We start from the raw sequence: 16,417 nt of genomic DNA, 5'->3' as shown, positions 1-16,417 counted from the left end.
AGTTTTTTTTAATTAAAGAGAAAGAAAAGCATACCCGAAAGAAAGTACGGAAATGATAATTCCTGCCATAAATATCTTATAGGTAATGGATAAAAGTTTATACTTCCTGTCCAGGACTTTTCCGAGAAAATAAAGATCTTTCACCATAGAATCATAGATATAATCCCTGTCTTTGATTAAATCTTTCATTGCATTGTGATAATCGCTGAAGAGCATTCGCTGAAAGTTTCCGAAGAACAGAAGATTCACCTTTCTGTCGGCAATATCCTGAGCTGTAAAATTCGTCTTCGTCACATTCGGTTTTGTTGATAAAATGGCAAATATGATGGTCAGAACACTTGAGGTAAGCAGAATAAAGCTCGGAATGATCAGGTGGGCATTCTTAGGCGTATCCAGCTTAGGAACAAGCACGGAAAGACAGACGGAAATAATAATGGCATTCACCGAAAGAAGGATATTCGCCTTACTGTCGGCAATATCACTCAGTCTGGTATGGTTATTCAGGGTTACTCTGAACAGGGTATCTACACTGCGGTCAGATTTCGGTTCTTTAGGCTCTTTTTTATTATCGGAATTTTCTTTTTTATCCTCTTCTTTTTCGAGCTTCTTTTCTATTTTCTTGATATTCTTCTTTTTCAGAGGCTCCCAGTTTTCCTTTGCGTATTCCGTATAATAATGATGCTTGTTTTTAAGCATATCAAGATTGCCGGCATTCCATTCGTCATTGGAAAAACATCTTACATTGGTGAGCTCCCATTCTTTTCTCAGGGCATCGGAAATATCATTATAATCGTGGCTGGCAAAGTGGCTGCAGTCCGCATCTTTTACAATTTTTTCCAGAAGGTTCTGCGGCTGATAGGTAATTTTGGTTGCCAGGATCAGTCGGGAAACATCTTCAATATAACTTTCAGGATAATTTTCCTGTTTCAGAAAATCGGTAAGGATGGTTACTCCTTTTTCTTCATGGTTCTGTGCACATTCCACATATCCTGTATCATGGAACCAGAGGGCCAGAAGCACCTTTTCCTGATCCTCTTTGGAAACAGGTGTATTTCGCATAATCTCTTCGGCCTTATTCACAGTATAGGTCGTATGGATAAAATTATGGTAAAAGTATACAGAAGATAACTTATCTTTGAATAAGATTTCTACATAATCTTTAGCTTTGTGTAAAATATTCATTCCTGAATTTTTGTTAATGTAAATTTATGAATTTATCCTTTAAAACTCATTTAAAAAAAACTTCTATTGCCTTTAGGGCAGTATTATCTGCGGGAGTTCTCTATTCGTGCGCAACATATAACGTAAAAAAGGGTAAAAACTTATTTGAAATAAAAAATTCTGATATAAAATCTGAAAATGATTTTAAAGTTTTCCTGATCGGTGATGCCGGAAATGCAGATGAGCCTCAGGCGCAGAATACCTTAGACTTACTCAAAAGCAAGCTGGATTCCGCAGACAGCAATTCCATGCTGATCTTCCTTGGTGATAATATTTACCCTAACGGCCTGCCTAAAGAATCCGACAAAGATTATGCGCTGGCAAAGCAAAAACTGGAAAATCAGCTTGCCATTACCAAAAACTTTAAAGGGAAAACACTTGTTATTCCGGGAAATCATGACTGGAACAACGGTCTTGAAGGATTAAAGGCACAGGAAGATCTTGTGAAAGCCTATTTTAATGATAAAAAAACCTTTCTTCCTAAAAATTCCTGTGGCATCGATGATATTAGTTTATCCAAAGATATTAAGCTTATTGTCATTGATACGGAATGGGCCCTTGTCAACTGGGATCAGTACCCGGGTGTAAATAAAAACTGCACCATTAAAACCCGTGAGGATTTTTTCACGGAATTTAAAGACCTTATAACCAAAAATCAGGATAAAAGGATTATTGTAGCTCTTCATCATCCTGTCATCAGCAGTGGAACACATGCAGGATTCAATTCTGCAAAATCACATCTTTATCCTCTGAAAAGCAAGATTCCTGTTCCTATTGCAGCAAGTTTGATTAATGTGTTGAGAAGTTCTTCCGGAGCAAGTTTGGAAGATATTAATAATCAACATTATGCAGATCTTGCCAACAGACTGAAAAGCATTGTTCAGGATAAGGAAAACATTATTTTTGTTTCCGGGCATGATCATAACCTGCAGTATCATGAAGACAGGAATATCAGGCAGATTATCAGCGGTGCCGGTTCCAAGACCGATCCTGCTACGATTGCGGAAAAGACTGATTTCTCTTACGGGGGCAGCGGTTTTGCCGTTCTGAATATCAGAAAAGACCAGAGTACAGACGTGGAATATTTTTCTACAAAAGATAACAGCCTTAAAAAGCTTGCCCATATTTCTGTGATTTCAAAACCGGATGCCTTTGTGAATAATTATCCAAAAGATTTTCCGGCCACAGCAACTTCAAGCGTTTATCCTGTAAAACTTACCCAAAAAGGACCTGTTTACCGTTGGCTATGGGGTGAGCACTACAGAAAATATTACGGTATCCCGATTGAAGCGCCAACCGCAGATCTTGCATCATTGAACGGTGGCTTTACACCATTCAGAGAAGGTGGAGGCAACCAGTCGAACAGCTTGAGGCTGAAAGCAGCAGACGGACAGGAATTCGTTATGCGTGGTGTAAAGAAGAGTGCCGTTCGTTTCCTGAATAATATGGCCTTCAAAAAAAGTACCTTCGGAAATGAGCTGAATAATACATTTCCTGAAAAGTTCCTGCTTGATTTTTATACCACCAATCACCCGTTTACTCCTTTTTCTGTAGGAAACATGGCTGATAAACTTGGCATTTTCCACAGCAATCCGAAGCTTTATTATATCCCGAAACAATATGCTTTGGGAGAATATAATGAAAACTATGGTGATGAAATGTACATGATTGAAGAACGTTTTTCATCTGATCCCAAGACCTTAGCTTCACTTGATAACGCTAAAGACATTGTTTCGACCGATGATGTACTGAAAAATTTCACTAAAAATTACAAATATTCGGTAGACCGGGAATCTTATATAAGAGCAAGGATTTTCGATATGCTTATCGGCGACTGGGACAGGCATTCTGACCAGTGGAAATGGGCAGAATACCAGAATGGCGACCAGGTTGTTTACAAGCCTATCCCAAAAGACAGGGACCAGGCTTTCAGTAAGTATGACGGAGCTGCTTTTAAGATCATTATGAATGTTCCGGCTATCCGCCATATGAAAACGTTTAAGGATGATATTAAAAATGTGAAGTGGATGAATATGGAACCGTATCCGCTGGACCTCATCTTTTTAAAAGGAGCTTCACAGGAAGAATGGACTGCGCAGGCTAAATACATCCAGGAACATCTTACAGATGCCGATATTGATGACGCCTTCGCGAATCTTCCGAAAGAAGTACGTGATGAAACGATTGCTGATATTCAGAGAAAACTAAAAGTCAGAAAAACAAAACTTCAGGACTATGCTTCGCAATATTATGATGTGTTGCAGGAAAAAGTTCCTCTTGCCGGAACAGTGAATCCTGATAAATTCGTTATCACAAAAACAGCAAATACTGTTCACGTACAGCAATATAAATTAGATAAAAACAAAGAAAACCCTGAATTGGTTTTTGAAAAAACATATGATGATTCCAAAACAAAAGAACTTTGGATCTATGGCCTTGAAGATGATGATATTTATGAAGTTTCAGGCGAAGGAAGACCGAAGATGAATATCAGGCTTGTGGGCGGTTATAATCATGATGTGTACAATATTGCTGATGGGAAAAGTGTAAAAATCTACGATTTTAAATCCCAGAAAAATACATACAACGGTGGCGGAACAAAAAATATTTCCGATGACTATGATATCAATACATACAACTATAAGCATCCGAAATACAATTTCTTTGCAGGCTATCCGAATGCGGATTACAATCCGGATGATGGTGTAATTTTAGGGGTTCTGGCCAATTATACCGTCAATAATTTCATTCGCGACCCTTATACCCAAAAGCACAGCCTTAGAGTTAATTTTTATACGGCAACAGGTGGGTTCAATGCTGCTTATAAAGGAATTTTCAAAAAGGCAATATCCGGATGGGATTTCAATCTGGATGCGGCTTATACAACACCCAGATTTGCTGAAAACTTCTTTGGGCTGTCCAACGAAAGTCAATATGATAAAGAAAATACGGAAAGAGAATACAACAGGGCACGAATCTCTAAGTTCAATTTCGCACCGTCTATCTCTAAAAAGAGCTGGATGAATCTTCAGCATCAGTTCCAGCTTACCTTTGAAGATAATAAGGTACAGAGAAAAGGCGACCGCTTTGTAGATCAGTCGCCGGATGTGAGACCTGAAGTTTTCAAAAGCCAGCAGTTTGCGGGAGTCAATTATACATTCAGCTTCAAAAACCTGGATAATAATGCCTTCCCTACCCTGGGTCTGGAATTATTACTGAATGCAGACTGGAAAACGAATCTCTCCAATACTGAAAAGAATTTCTTCACCCTGAACGGTACACTGACGATCGATCACAGGCTGGACAAAAGGGGAAATTTTGTTTTTGCCAATTCCAGCAACGCCATGTGGATCAGCAACAATAATTTCGAATTCTACCAGGCAGCAAGTATAGGCGGAAATAACGGAATGAGAGCTTTCCGTAATGACAGATTTTCAGGCAAATCTTATTTCACCAATAACTCTGAAATCCGCTGGGATTTCGGAAGGGTAAGGAACAATATCATCCCCGCCAATATGGGAGTCCTGATCGGTTATGACCTGGGCCGTGTATGGAATGATCATGAAGATTCAAAAAAATGGCACCAGTCTGTAGGAGCCGGATTCTGGATAAGCGTTGTTGATATGCTTTCTGCAAGACTGAATTATTTCTATGGTTCCGATGGAGGAAGGATCTCCGGCGGCGTAGGAATGACTTTCTAAATCCGAAGAAAAAATTTATATAGCAAAAGAGGGACAAAAATTGTCCCTCTTATTTTTTAACGAATAGAATATTCTGCTTGTAACTTTTTTTTGCCTGTTACATTTATTTGCCTTGAGGATTCAATTCAAATCTATATACTTTTCCGCCCGTATCCTTATCTTTTTCGTCAGCAATCAGGAGTGTTTTATCATCTAGGAAAACAACAGCCTCTTTTTGTGAATTATGATTTAACGGTACTTTCTCAATTTTAGCAGTATTAAAATTATCTGCGGTAAATCCGGAAAGAACATGGATATTTTTATGGGTAAGCAGAACGATTTTATCCTGCGTACTGTTCACAGCAGCAGAAGTAATGGCGGCATCACTGTATTTTCCTGCCAGCTTAAGTTTCCCTATTAATTTGGCTTCAAAATCTCCTTCTTTATTGGGAACCTGGAATACGAGGAAAGTTCCGTCAAAGCCTTTGCTTCTGTTTTTGGTAAAAAGATAAAAATTACCGTTCATTTCTACAAAAGCTTCACAGTCATACAGCCAGTTCGATTTCTTCGGAGGAAATTCCGTCTGTCCTTCGTAATGAAATTTTGTAGTCTGAACAGCCTTTGTTGTCTTTTGGGAAGCATCTTTCAGATCCAGTTTCAAAATAGCCAGATTTTGTCTGTTATTGTCATTATTTCCAAAATCTCCGAGATAGATATTCCCCTGAGTATCTTTTGTAATATCTTCCCAATCGTTATTTTCAGCATTCTCCACAAGAACATCAGCCACCAGTTTGCCCTGCATATCCAGGCCGTATACCATATTCTTGTTGCCCTGGTCTTCTATAGCCCAAATGGTATTTTTATCCTGAGACAATACGATCCCGGAAACTTCCTTCAATTTTTTAGGAAGGGAAAATTCTACTTTCAGAGGCTCGGTTTTAGGACTGTCCTGAGCTTTTGGATTACAGCTCCATAGTAAGAAAGCGGATAAAGTAAGAATACGCAACATAGCTATTTTTTTAATTTTTTAAACTGAAAATACGAGTACCGGATATTTTTCTCTAAGTTATTAATTATCTGCTGATGATGAAGAAAAAAGCCGGCAGCCAAACCGATCAGACTTCCTATAATAGTGTCTAAAAGCCTCGCATGCATGAGATCTTCTACATTATGATGAACCAGACTTCCGGTTTCCGTTAAAAGAATCGTTAATGGGGTTATAAAAATCACCGCAAAACCGTAATTCCTTACAATAAGCAGCTCTATAATAAACTGCAAAACTGTAATAATGATGATCATTTCTATTTTGGCAGGATCAAAGAGCAGAATGAGCCATGCAAAACCTATTCCAATAAAGGTTCCAAGAATTCTGTGCATATTCCGCTGACGGACATGTTCAAAATTACGTCCCTGGATAATCGCTATTGCAGCAATGGAAATCCAGTAGGTATTTTCAAATTTAAGCAGATGCCCTACAATCAGTGTCAGCATCATGAAAAATCCTATAATGGTACTTTCTACAAATTTAGTATATCTTCTTTTGTTAAACTTTCTTCTCCTGGGAATAGCCAGCACCTCTCCTTTCTCTATAAAAACAGAGTACAGAAAAGCTAATGTACAGGATAAAATGGCTCCCATAGCCACAAGTCCTACCCTTACAGGAATCATTTCCAGGTCAAACTGATAGGTGCTTGCCATAGCCGCCAGCATGATAAAGAAAAAGTTTCCTGGTGGAGGAATTTTAAAATACGATGTTATAAAGTGTGCCAGAAAAGAGACAATTCCCAAAGATAATCCTGCTGTATAGGCATTAAAGCTGAAAAACAGACTTATAGTAAAAGAAAAGACCATCCCGAATGCACAAACGGCCAGATGAATCATCCGTTGGCTGATGGGTGCTGAAGTAAAATATAAAATTGTAAGCGCTCCCAGACTCGATAAGCTTCCGTAATTGGGCTTTCCTAAGAAATAACCGATGAATAAGCAGCTCCCGATACAAAGTGCCGCAAGAAACGGGAAATGCCATTTCCTTTCTGTTTTTTTAAACTCCAGCAGATACTGAAATCTGTGATGTACGGAACGCTGTACTTTCATGCTATGCCATCAGTTTTGCTTTTTCCCACAATACATCCATTTCTTCCAGGGACAGGTCGGCGAGTTTTATATTGGATTCTTCAGCCAGCCTCTCCATTTTCTGGAATCTTGAAATAAATTTTAAATTGGTTCTTTCCAGAGCAGAGTCCGGATTCAGTCCTGAAATTCTTGCATAGTTGATGAGTGAGAAAAATACATCCCCCAGCTCCATTTCTTTTTTAACAGGATCTGTTTCTTCATGAAACTCCCTGATTTCTTCATCTACTTTCTTCCAGGCATCTTCCGCATCATGAAATTCAAAACCGATTCCTTTTACTTTATCCTGGATCCTGTAGGCTTTTACCAAACTCGGAAGACTTTTCGGAACACCGCCCAAAATAGATTTGTTTCCTTCTTTCAGCTTCAGCTTTTCCCAGTTCTGCTTTACTTCTTCCTCATCTTTCACCTCTGTATCCCCGTAAATATGTGGATGACGGAAGATCAGTTTTTCGTTTAAGGAATTGATGACATCGGCTATATCAAAACTCTCTTTTTCAGAACCGATTTTAGCATAAAAAACCAAATGAAGCAGTACATCACCAAGCTCTTTTTTGATCTCCTGTAAATCTTCCTGAAGGATCGCATCCGAAAGCTCATAGGTTTCTTCCAGAGTAAGATGACGGAGCGATTGCAAAGTCTGCTTCTGGTCCCACGGACATTTTTCACGGAGATCGTCCATAATATCTAATAATCTTCCGAAAGCTTCTAGTTTTTCTTGTCTGGTATTCATAAGTAATGAGAAATTCGATCTATACAAAGGTAAGGGATATTTTGGCTCTGTGGTATTAGTCGGAAGTGAAAGTTTAAGGTAAAAAAATGTTTAATGTTTAATGTTTAATGTTTAATGTTTAATGTTTAATGTTTAATGTTTAAAGATAAAACCTAATATAAACTTTCTCGAAATTTACTGTTACTTAATATCTGCTACCTAAAAACAAAAAAACCTCATCATTTTTGACAAGGTTTTGTATTTCAAATTCAAAAAGGGATTATCCTTTCTTTGTGTGGGTACTTTTTGGAGCGGCTTTAGCTGCAGAAGTAGCTTTTACTTTTGGAGTAGCAGGCTTTTCAGCTTTTGGAGCTTTTTTAGGAGCTTCTTTTTCAATACTTACTTCTTCCTGTACACCGTCTAATGTTTCCGGCTCTGCTTTTACAAAGCTTTCAGGGGTAATATATCCTGCTTTCTGAAGGATGTTGTACCACTGAGCCAGTTTTTTGATGTCTGAAGCGTATACTCTTTCCGTATCATAGTTAGGAAGAGAAGCCGTCATAAATTCTTTCAGAATCTCATCGGAAGATTTGTGGGAAATCGCTTCTTTGTAATCGTTATTTTTAGCAATATTTTCAAAAACTTCGAACAAAGGAACTTCTTTATCAACCGTAAACATTGCGATATTATCCAATAAACTCACCTGACTGGAGTTTCCGATGCTTACTTTTTTCTTAGTGGTAACATCTTCAATGATAAAACCGTTTCTTAATTGGGAAACTAATTTGAAAAGTCCTGGCTTTCCGGAAATTGAAATTATTTTTTCTAACAGCATAATTTTATTTTTTGTAAATTCTGCAATTGGCACGAAGCTTTTTGCTTTTTATTATTTTGTTTTTAATCCTAGTTTAAATTTATTTTGGAAATCTCATTTTGTAGCCGATACTTACATCGCCCTGGGAGATTTTCGTCAGTTTACCTTTTACAAGTTTTTTCTTCAAAGCACTCAGATGATCGGTAAACAGCACGCCTTCAATATGATCATACTCATGCTGAATTACGCGGGCTCTAATATCGGAAAAAGTTTCTGTATGTTTCACAAAATTTTCGTCATAATATTCAATAACGATCGTTCCTTTTCTCTTCACATCTTCTCTTACATCCGGAATAGAAAGGCATCCTTCATTGAATTTCCATTCTTCGCCAGATTCTTCAAAGATTCTGGCATTAATGAAAACTTTTTTGAACTCGGCCAGCTCATCTTTGATGTCTTCGTAATCTTCATCATCTGCAAGAGGAGTTACATCGATCACAAACAGACGGATGTCCAGCCCGATCTGCGGTGCTGCCAGCCCAATGCCGTTTGCACTGTACATCGTTTCGAACATATTATCTATAAGTTCCTGTAAACCGGGATAATCTTTGTCTATATCTTTCCCTACTTTTCTCAAAACAGGATCCCCAAAAGCTCTTATCGGTAAAATCATCTTATTCTTTGTTCTAAAAAATTCTGCAATATAATCGTTGCGCTTACTTTATCTATTAACCCCTTTTCCTGTCTCTTTTTTTTGCTTTTCCCGCTTTGGGAGATAAAAAAAGAAGCCATTTTTGAGGTAAACCTTTCATCAAGGCGGTGGACTGCGATACCGGAAAATTCTTTCTGAAATTCTTCAATGAATTTTAAAATATCGGTCTCCACTTCGGATATATTTCCTTTCAAATCTGTAGGAAGGCCTACTACCACATCATCCACTTTGTTTTCGGTGAAATATTTCCTAAGAAACTCCATCAAAAACCGTGTTTCAACGGTATCCAGAGCACTGGCAATAATCTGCATATCATCCGTCGCAGCAATGCCGCAGCGTGCCTTTCCATAGTCTATTGCAAGGATCTGTCCCATAAGTGTGCAAATTTAGTAAAATTTAATGATTTTATTCATAACGCAGCTTTTTTATAAAAATCATGTTTTATTCCATTATTTTTTTTATAATTTTAATCTTCCAAAAAACGAAAATATGAAGAAACTCATCCTCGTAAGACATGCGAAAAGCGACTGGCCGGAAGAAACGGAGGACTTTGACAGGCCTTTGGCAGACAAAGGATTAAAAGATGCTATGAACATGTCCAGATTCATGAAAAGCAATAATATTACGATTGACCGGTTTGTTTCCAGCCCGGCAGTTCGTGCACTGAATACATGCAAGATCTTTAACCAGGCTTACCAGCTTACAGTTTCTACGGAAGATAAACTGTATAACCCTTCTGAAAAAAATTTCGAATCTGTAATTTACGATCTGGATGACAGTGTGAGCTCTGTCGCTTTTTTTTCCCATAACAACGGAATTTCCAATTTTGCGAATTCCATTTCTGAGGATATTTTTCATTTCCCAACCTGCGGAGTAGCCGGTTTTGAAATAGACTGTAATTCATGGTCTGAATTTGAAGGTGCCAAAAAGAAGCTTCTGTTCTTTTATGAACCTGGAAAAATATAATTCTTCCTTTTATTTAATCTCTCCTACTCCTTTTTTACTCTTTAAAAAGGAGAACATCTATATTTGATAAATAATAAAAAAACGGGCTAAAGCCCGTTCCTATTGAATATTTGAATAAATAATGCTTTGCAATTTTGCTTTTTCGTTATTTTGCTTTCGTTTATACCTCTACTTTCTTCTAAGATCCAGATCATCAAAATCAAAGCTGAAATCCGTAACATCTGAAACAGGCTTCAACTTTGCAGATTCTGCTTTTCCGTTTTCATCATAGTTGAACATGATATAGGCATCAGCATCATAACTTCTGTCATCCCATTTAATAATAAAAGAATTATTGGAATAAGGAAGCAGTTCTCCTTTCAGTCTTGGAGAATTTTGACAGGAAATTCTGTATGTATTTCCCTGCTGAGAAATTTCAACATCTCCGAACCACTGGTCATTGTATTTACCTACAAATTGTTCTGGCTTAGGCTGAAGGTTTTTTTCTTTTTTAAAAGCTTCGGATTTAGCAAAAGCTTCTTTTTTCTGTTTGTCAAAATCTGCATTTACTTTTGACATTCTTTCGCTGTATGTTTTAAGCCAGTTTCTGTCTGCCACACCAAGATAAGAATCTCTAACCGTATTGGTGATCGTATTAAAAGCTGCCCCGGACTGCTGGTTGGTCAACACTACAATTCCTAATTTCATATCCGGAATCAGGGTAAACTGCGTAACGGTTCCAATTAATCCTCCCGTATGCTGGATCTGCTTGTGTCCTTTTACATCGCTTAAAAACCATCCTAATCCATAGCCGTAGAAACTTGTATCATAAGGATTTTTTAAAGCAACCCTGTCCGGAATCTGCAGGCTCCACAGCTGCTGTACATTTTTATCTGAAACCAGTTTTTTTCCGTCTTTTGTGGTGAAATTATTTAAAAGAAAATCTGCCCATGTAGTCATATCTTTGATATTACTCATAATTCCTCCTGCAGCATTTCCTGTTTCGTTCCAGTCGTGGGGAACTGCGATGGCTTTACCATCTACAGGGGCATGTGCGTCAATCTTGTTAGCTACTGCTTTTGCTCTGTTGTAGCTTCCATAGCTGGAGGTCATTCCTACTGGTTTCATGATTCTCTGCTCAATAAATTCCGCCCAGCTAAGACCGGAAATCCTGTGGATTACTTCTCCGGCTACGATAAACATGATATTGTTATAATCCAGTTTAGTTCGGAAAGGGTTTTCCGGCTTCAGATATCTTACGTTGTGAACAATATCATTAACAGTCAGGCTTCCGCCTTCCGGGAAAAACATCAGGTCACCCTGCCCCAAACCTAGCCCGGCTCTGTGGGTTACAAGGTCTTTAACCGTTACATTTTGGGAAACATACGGATCGTACATCTGGAATTCAGGAATATATTTTGAAACCTTATCGTCCCAGTTCAGTTTTCCTTCGTCTGCAAGGATAGCCAGCGCAGTACATGTAAACCCTTTTGAATTGGATGCAATTCCTACCAGTGTAGTATCATCCATCGGTTGTTTGGTGGCTAAGGAGCGCTGTCCGAACCCTTTGGAATAGATCACTTTTCCGTCTTTTATGATCCCTACGGACATTCCCGGAACATCGAACGTTTTTAAGGTATTCTGGATCAGTTCATCCAGTTTTTTTTCTTCAACCTGGGCATTGAAAAGCCCTACTGCTGCCAGAAAAAGTAGAAAAGAAAATTTCTGCTTCATTTTTATAAATTTTCTCAAATTTAGTAAATATTAGACGATGCCGGCCCCTCCTGCAAAACTTTGTTTATTTAAAAACAACCTGATCTTTAATAGAAAATAAATCTTTCCTAACTTTGCAAAAATTCAAATCTTAATGACTAAAATTCTCCTTCTTTCCGATTCCCATTCCTATATAGACGACAGGATTTTAGAATATGCCCGTGAAGCCGATGAAATCTGGCATTGTGGTGACTTCGGAAGTATGGAGGTTATTGAAGAACTGGAAAAAATAAAACCTTTAAAAGGGGTTTACGGAAATATAGACCATGCAAAGATCCGGGCTGAATTTCCTGAAGTGAATCGTTTTTTCTGTGAAAATCTGGAAGTTTTAATGATCCACATCGGCGGATATCCCGGGAAATATACTCCGCTTGCCTACAAGGAAATTTCTGAAAAAGCACCTAAACTGTTTATTTCAGGTCATTCCCATATATTAAAAGCAATGTTTGACCAAAAGAACAATCTTCTTCATCTGAACCCCGGAGCCTGTGGCAAGCAGGGATGGCATAAGGTGAGAACAATGATGCGTTTCGTGGTGGAAGGGGAAGAAATAAAAGATCTGGAAATCATTGAGCTGGGACCGAAAAATTAATTTTTTGACAACAATAAAAGAAGGAACACAATACATGAAAATCGGAGACAAAGTTTCTGTAGTAGATGAAGATTTAAGCGGAATTATTACTTCCGTGAACGGAAATATTGTTGTTTTTAAGGATGAGTATGGGTTTACCTACCAATATCCAAAAGAAAAGCTGGTTCCAAAAAATTCGGACCTTTATGAAAATATCCGGGTAGTAAAAAAAGCTGAACCAAAAAAAATTATCTCCAAAAAGCATCAGAAAAATCATATGGTCCTGGATCTTCACTTTGATCATCTGGTTAAGAATCCTGGTGATTATGACAGTTTCGAGAGGCTCTTTATTCAAAAAGCAAAGCTGATGGAGGTTCTGGACTTCTGCAGAAAGCACAATCTGAAAAGATTAGAGATTGTACACGGAATTGGTGACGGAATACTGCAGAGAATGGTAATGGATGTTTTGGAAAGCCAGGCAGATATCGATTTTTATAATAAGGAAATACTTCATCATCAATCGGGTGCTGTTATGATAGAATTTCACTAAATTTGCAGCAATTGAAATATGAACGTACTTAATTTACTTTTTACCAAAGACGGATTAATCTACCAGATTGCAAAAAACAAAAGCATTCAGGAAGAAAAGTCTTATTTCGTTACTGAAGAAACTCCTGAAAATCTTATTGAAGAAAAGCTGGACGAAATCCTTCTTAAACAAAGGTTTGATGAAATCCATGTGATCTCTGCATTAAACCATTTCACCCTGATGCCTGAAGGGTTTTCAGAGCATGAAGCCGGGTTTGAACTGATTGCCTTCAATGCACCGGCAGACAGGGAAAAAGAGGAACTGATGCTTTCTGTAAATAAAAAATTCGGGGTACAGTTTTACTATACGTTTCCTAAAAACTTTTACAGGAAAATAAAAGAGCTGGCAGTCCCGGTTCATTTTAATTTCTCCGGCGAAAAGTTTTTAAATTCAATCAACAATAAGAACAATAAGGAAATCCATATTAACCTATATCATAACCAATGTGAATTTTTCGCCATTGATAACAAGAAGGTTATTTTATACAACAACCTGGATGTGAATTCTGAGGTCGACTTTCTGTATTTCGTGATGTTTACGCTAAGCAAAATAGGTTTCGGAATTAATGAGACCAACTTCTACGCTTACGGTGAAACCACGGAAAACGAAACCTTCATCTCCGAGCTTCAGAAATTCGTTAAAAACATGAGAATTGTTTTTGACAATGTTCCTAATAAGAATTTTATACTTAATTAAAGGGATTAGGAATAAGGGAACAGGGCTTAGCCTTATAAATGTTTCCCTGATCCCTAAAACCTATTACCTAAACCCTAAACCAATATGTTCAGAATAATATCCGGCAAGTGGAAAGCAAAAAAAATTGCGGCTCCCAAAAATTTTGAGGTAAGACCTACAACAGATTTTGCCAAAGAAGCCCTTTTCAGTATCCTGGAAAATAAATATGATATGCAGTCGGTTTCCGTACTTGATCTTTTTGCAGGCATAGGTTCCATTACTTTCGAATTTGCCTCCAGAGGATGTCAGGATGTAACTTCAGTGGAACTGAATCCGAAACATACCAGTTTTATTAATTCAACTGCTTCTGAACTTGACATGTCGCTGCAAATTAATGTTCAGAGAGGTGATGTTTTTGACTGGCTTAAAAAATTCAGGAATAAGAAAAGCTTTGAAATTGTATTTTCTGATGCTCCGTTTGAAATGGAGGAAAAGAAATATTATGAGCTGCTGTCCCTGGTTCTGAATAATAAATTTGTGAAGCCCAATGGGGTTCTGATTGTGGAACATCAGAGCAGAATGAAGCTGGAGCATCCCAATTTAATAGATACCCGAAAATACGGAAATGTAAGTTTCAGTTTTTTCGAAGCGAATAAAGAAGATAATCAGGAAATTTAGTTCCTGATTATTTTTTTTATGGAATGTTCCGGTGCCGCAATTCCCCAATTGGTAATAGCTTCCAGAACGGGGAGCAATGTTTTTCCAAATTCCGTAAGGGTATATTCCACCATCAGCGGAGGTTTTTCCGTATATACTCTTCTGTTGACGATATGATCTTCTTCAAGCTGTTTTAACTGGAGGCTCAAAGTCCTTTCCGTAATGGTTGGAATAGACTTTTTCAGCTCATTGTATCTCTTAGCACCATTCAGTAAGTGATGCAAAATTACCGCCTTCCACTTTCCCCCTATAAATTTCATTGTTACACTGGTACAGCATGGGTATTCTTTGTTGTCTATGGTATACATTTTATACTATCCTTTTTTACCGTTATTGCAAAGGTAGTAAACTTACATTAATTTTGTAACTATAAAAATGATAGTGCAATAATTTATGAACTTTTTAGAGCAAATGAAAAAGAGGTATACGGTAAAAAAGTATAATCCTCAGGGAAAAATCAGTGAAGAACAAGTTGCAGAATTGAAAGAAATCCTTAATCTAAGCCCGTCTTCCATCAACAGCCAGCCATGGAATTTTATTTTCATTAATAAACCTGAGCTTAAAGAACAGCTGGCAGAAGCGTCTTATTTCAACAAAGGAAAAGTACTGGACAGCAGCCATTTAATTGTATTTCAGGTACTGAGGAATCCCAAAGATTTTGAAAAGCAGATCGAGGAAAATCTTCCGGAAGGTTCGGTAAATTATTACAGAAGCATGGTAAAACCTAATGGTGAAGATGCTGTTCGTGCATGGATGGGGCATCAGGTGTATCTTTCACTGGGAGTTCTTCTTTCTGCCTGTGCAGCTATGGGAATAGACTCTACTCCTATGGAAGGTATTGAAACTGAAAAATATGACGATATCCTGGAAAATAGTTCCTATAAAACGCTCTTTGCCGTAGCCATCGGGAAAAGAGATGAAAACGACAGCAATCATCCGGAGATAACCCCAAAAAGAAGGCTGAAGAGCGAAATGGTTGTTTTAGAACCTTAATATGGGACTTTTCTCATAAATAAAAGCTGTTTCAAGAGAAACAGCTTTTTGTATTATAAAACTTTCAATTCCAGATCTATTGTTTTTCCAAAGAATTTTTTAGAGATCTTCTCAAAGTTCTTTGTAAGGTCCGAAAGATAAAAATGGTAGTTTGGCTTCGGATTATTGTCATTCAGAAGATGATACTTATCCAGGATAATCTTCAGATGGTTGGCTACAATATTGGGTGAATCAATCACACGTACTCGGTTTCCGTAATATTGCTTGATTTCATCAATCAGCAAAGGATAGTGTGTACAGCCGAGAATAAGTGTTTCAATATTTTTGAGCTTGTTATTACTCAAATAATTATAAATGATAGCGTGCGTTATCGGATGGTTTTTGAATCCTTCTTCGATGGCAGGAACCAGTAACGGGGTAGCCAGCTCATCAACTTTGATCCATTTATTCTGCTTTCTGATGCTTTTTTTGTACAGCCCGGAATTCACAGTAGCTTTTGTGGCGATTACCCCAACATTATTGTGAATTTCATAGGCTACCTTTTCTGCAACCGGATTAATAACATCTATAACAGGAACTTTCCCATTAACAGACTGCATCACTTCATTCAAAGCATTTGCCGTAGCCGTATTACACGCAATGACAATAGCTTTACAGTTCTGCTCAAGCAGAAAATTGGTGATTTTTGTAGAATATTCTATGATCGCATCCTTCGACTTTTCACCGTACGGAAGGTGTTTGGTATCTCCAAAATAGATCAGGTCTTCGTGAGGAAGAAGTCTTTTGATCTCTTTAGCTACGGTAAGTCCTCCCACCCCACTATCGAAAATACCGATAGGCTGGCTTGGTGAAAGATGTGAATAATCTTGCTTTTTAGTTTTCAAG

The 16,417-nt window shown here is 37.8% G+C and carries 17 protein-coding genes; 7 read left to right on the top strand and 10 right to left on the bottom strand.

All coding sequences use genetic code 11. The features are described 5' to 3' along the window. Window positions 1-12: 12 nt before the first annotated feature. Window positions 13-1,182, bottom strand: coding sequence for a Pycsar system effector family protein (locus BUB03_RS19300; RefSeq protein WP_073066245.1), 1,170 nt, complete (start codon window positions 1,180-1,182; stop codon window positions 13-15). A gap of 26 nt (window positions 1,183-1,208) precedes the next feature. Here BUB03_RS19300 and BUB03_RS19295 point away from each other — a divergent pair, with 26 nt between their 5' ends. Continuing rightward, the gene (locus BUB03_RS19295; RefSeq protein ID WP_073066243.1) at window positions 1,209-4,922 is read left to right on the top strand and encodes a metallophosphoesterase; all 3,714 of its coding nucleotides are present in this window, start codon (window positions 1,209-1,211) and stop codon (window positions 4,920-4,922) included. 103 nt (window positions 4,923-5,025) lie between these two features. Here the strand turns inward: BUB03_RS19295 and BUB03_RS19290 are convergent, their stop codons facing one another. From BUB03_RS19290 to ruvX, 6 genes are all read right to left on the bottom strand, one after another. Beyond that, window positions 5,026-5,910 (bottom strand): hypothetical protein, encoded by an 885-nt coding sequence (locus BUB03_RS19290; protein WP_040996966.1) that lies wholly within the window; start codon window positions 5,908-5,910, stop codon window positions 5,026-5,028. 2 nt (window positions 5,911-5,912) lie between these two features. Further along, window positions 5,913-6,995, bottom strand: coding sequence for an FUSC family protein (locus BUB03_RS19285; RefSeq protein ID WP_073066240.1), 1,083 nt, complete (start codon window positions 6,993-6,995; stop codon window positions 5,913-5,915). Window position 6,996: 1 nt separating this feature from the next. Continuing rightward, window positions 6,997-7,764: a nucleoside triphosphate pyrophosphohydrolase gene (gene mazG / locus BUB03_RS19280; protein ID WP_073066238.1), complete on the bottom strand. Its 768-nt coding sequence runs from the start codon at window positions 7,762-7,764 to the stop codon at window positions 6,997-6,999. A gap of 259 nt (window positions 7,765-8,023) precedes the next feature. Further along, window positions 8,024-8,578 (bottom strand): DUF5606 family protein, encoded by a 555-nt coding sequence (locus tag BUB03_RS19275; RefSeq protein ID WP_040996971.1) that lies wholly within the window; start codon window positions 8,576-8,578, stop codon window positions 8,024-8,026. Between the two features lie 79 nt (window positions 8,579-8,657). Further along, on the bottom strand, window positions 8,658-9,230 hold the full coding sequence (gene def, locus BUB03_RS19270) for a peptide deformylase (RefSeq protein ID WP_073066235.1): 573 nt from the start codon (window positions 9,228-9,230) through the stop codon (window positions 8,658-8,660). Next, window positions 9,227-9,643, bottom strand: a complete 417-nt coding sequence (gene ruvX / locus BUB03_RS19265) for a Holliday junction resolvase RuvX (protein WP_040996975.1) — start codon at window positions 9,641-9,643, stop codon at window positions 9,227-9,229. Before ruvX ends, def begins: the two co-directional genes overlap by 4 nt. A 115-nt stretch (window positions 9,644-9,758) precedes the next feature. Between ruvX and BUB03_RS19260 the strand changes: the two genes are divergently transcribed. Then, window positions 9,759-10,235 (top strand): SixA phosphatase family protein, encoded by a 477-nt coding sequence (locus BUB03_RS19260; protein WP_073066574.1) that lies wholly within the window; start codon window positions 9,759-9,761, stop codon window positions 10,233-10,235. A 168-nt stretch (window positions 10,236-10,403) separates the two neighbouring features. On the opposite strand, the gene BUB03_RS19255 is transcribed toward BUB03_RS19260, so the two are convergent. Beyond that, on the bottom strand, window positions 10,404-11,948 hold the full coding sequence (locus BUB03_RS19255) for a serine hydrolase (RefSeq protein WP_073066233.1): 1,545 nt from the start codon (window positions 11,946-11,948) through the stop codon (window positions 10,404-10,406). 133 nt (window positions 11,949-12,081) lie between these two features. Between BUB03_RS19255 and BUB03_RS19250 the strand changes: the two genes are divergently transcribed. From BUB03_RS19250 to BUB03_RS19235, 4 genes are all read left to right on the top strand, one after another. Beyond that, window positions 12,082-12,579 (top strand): metallophosphoesterase family protein, encoded by a 498-nt coding sequence (locus BUB03_RS19250; RefSeq protein ID WP_073066230.1) that lies wholly within the window; start codon window positions 12,082-12,084, stop codon window positions 12,577-12,579. A gap of 34 nt (window positions 12,580-12,613) precedes the next feature. Further along, window positions 12,614-13,108 (top strand): Smr/MutS family protein, encoded by a 495-nt coding sequence (locus tag BUB03_RS19245; protein WP_073066227.1) that lies wholly within the window; start codon window positions 12,614-12,616, stop codon window positions 13,106-13,108. 18 nt (window positions 13,109-13,126) lie between these two features. Further along, a complete protein-coding gene (locus BUB03_RS19240; RefSeq protein WP_040996983.1) occupies window positions 13,127-13,843 on the top strand; it encodes a DUF3822 family protein in 717 nt (238 codons plus the stop codon). A gap of 84 nt (window positions 13,844-13,927) precedes the next feature. Further along, entirely contained in the window at window positions 13,928-14,500 is a 573-nt protein-coding gene (locus BUB03_RS19235; protein WP_040996985.1) for an RsmD family RNA methyltransferase, read from the top strand. Here BUB03_RS19235 and BUB03_RS19230 read toward each other — a convergent pair. Beyond that, window positions 14,497-14,847: a winged helix-turn-helix transcriptional regulator gene (locus tag BUB03_RS19230; RefSeq protein ID WP_073066225.1), complete on the bottom strand. Its 351-nt coding sequence runs from the start codon at window positions 14,845-14,847 to the stop codon at window positions 14,497-14,499. The two genes, BUB03_RS19235 and BUB03_RS19230, sit on opposite strands and share 4 nt — an antisense overlap. A gap of 85 nt (window positions 14,848-14,932) precedes the next feature. Between BUB03_RS19230 and BUB03_RS19225 the strand changes: the two genes are divergently transcribed. Next, complete coding sequence (locus tag BUB03_RS19225) at window positions 14,933-15,532, top strand: nitroreductase family protein (RefSeq protein ID WP_073066222.1); 600 nt, start codon at window positions 14,933-14,935, stop codon at window positions 15,530-15,532. 53 nt (window positions 15,533-15,585) lie between these two features. Here BUB03_RS19225 and murI read toward each other — a convergent pair whose 3' ends face one another. Further along, window positions 15,586-16,416, bottom strand: coding sequence for a glutamate racemase (murI, locus tag BUB03_RS19220; protein ID WP_040996991.1), 831 nt, complete (start codon window positions 16,414-16,416; stop codon window positions 15,586-15,588). Window position 16,417: the final 1 nt, after the last annotated feature.

Origin of the sequence: Chryseobacterium oranimense (genome assembly GCF_900129755.1) — a bacterium.
Classification (GTDB): domain Bacteria; phylum Bacteroidota; class Bacteroidia; order Flavobacteriales; family Weeksellaceae; genus Chryseobacterium; species Chryseobacterium oranimense.
Note: the sequence above shows the minus strand (reverse complement) of the source record. Positions and strands in the feature narration are given on the sequence as shown.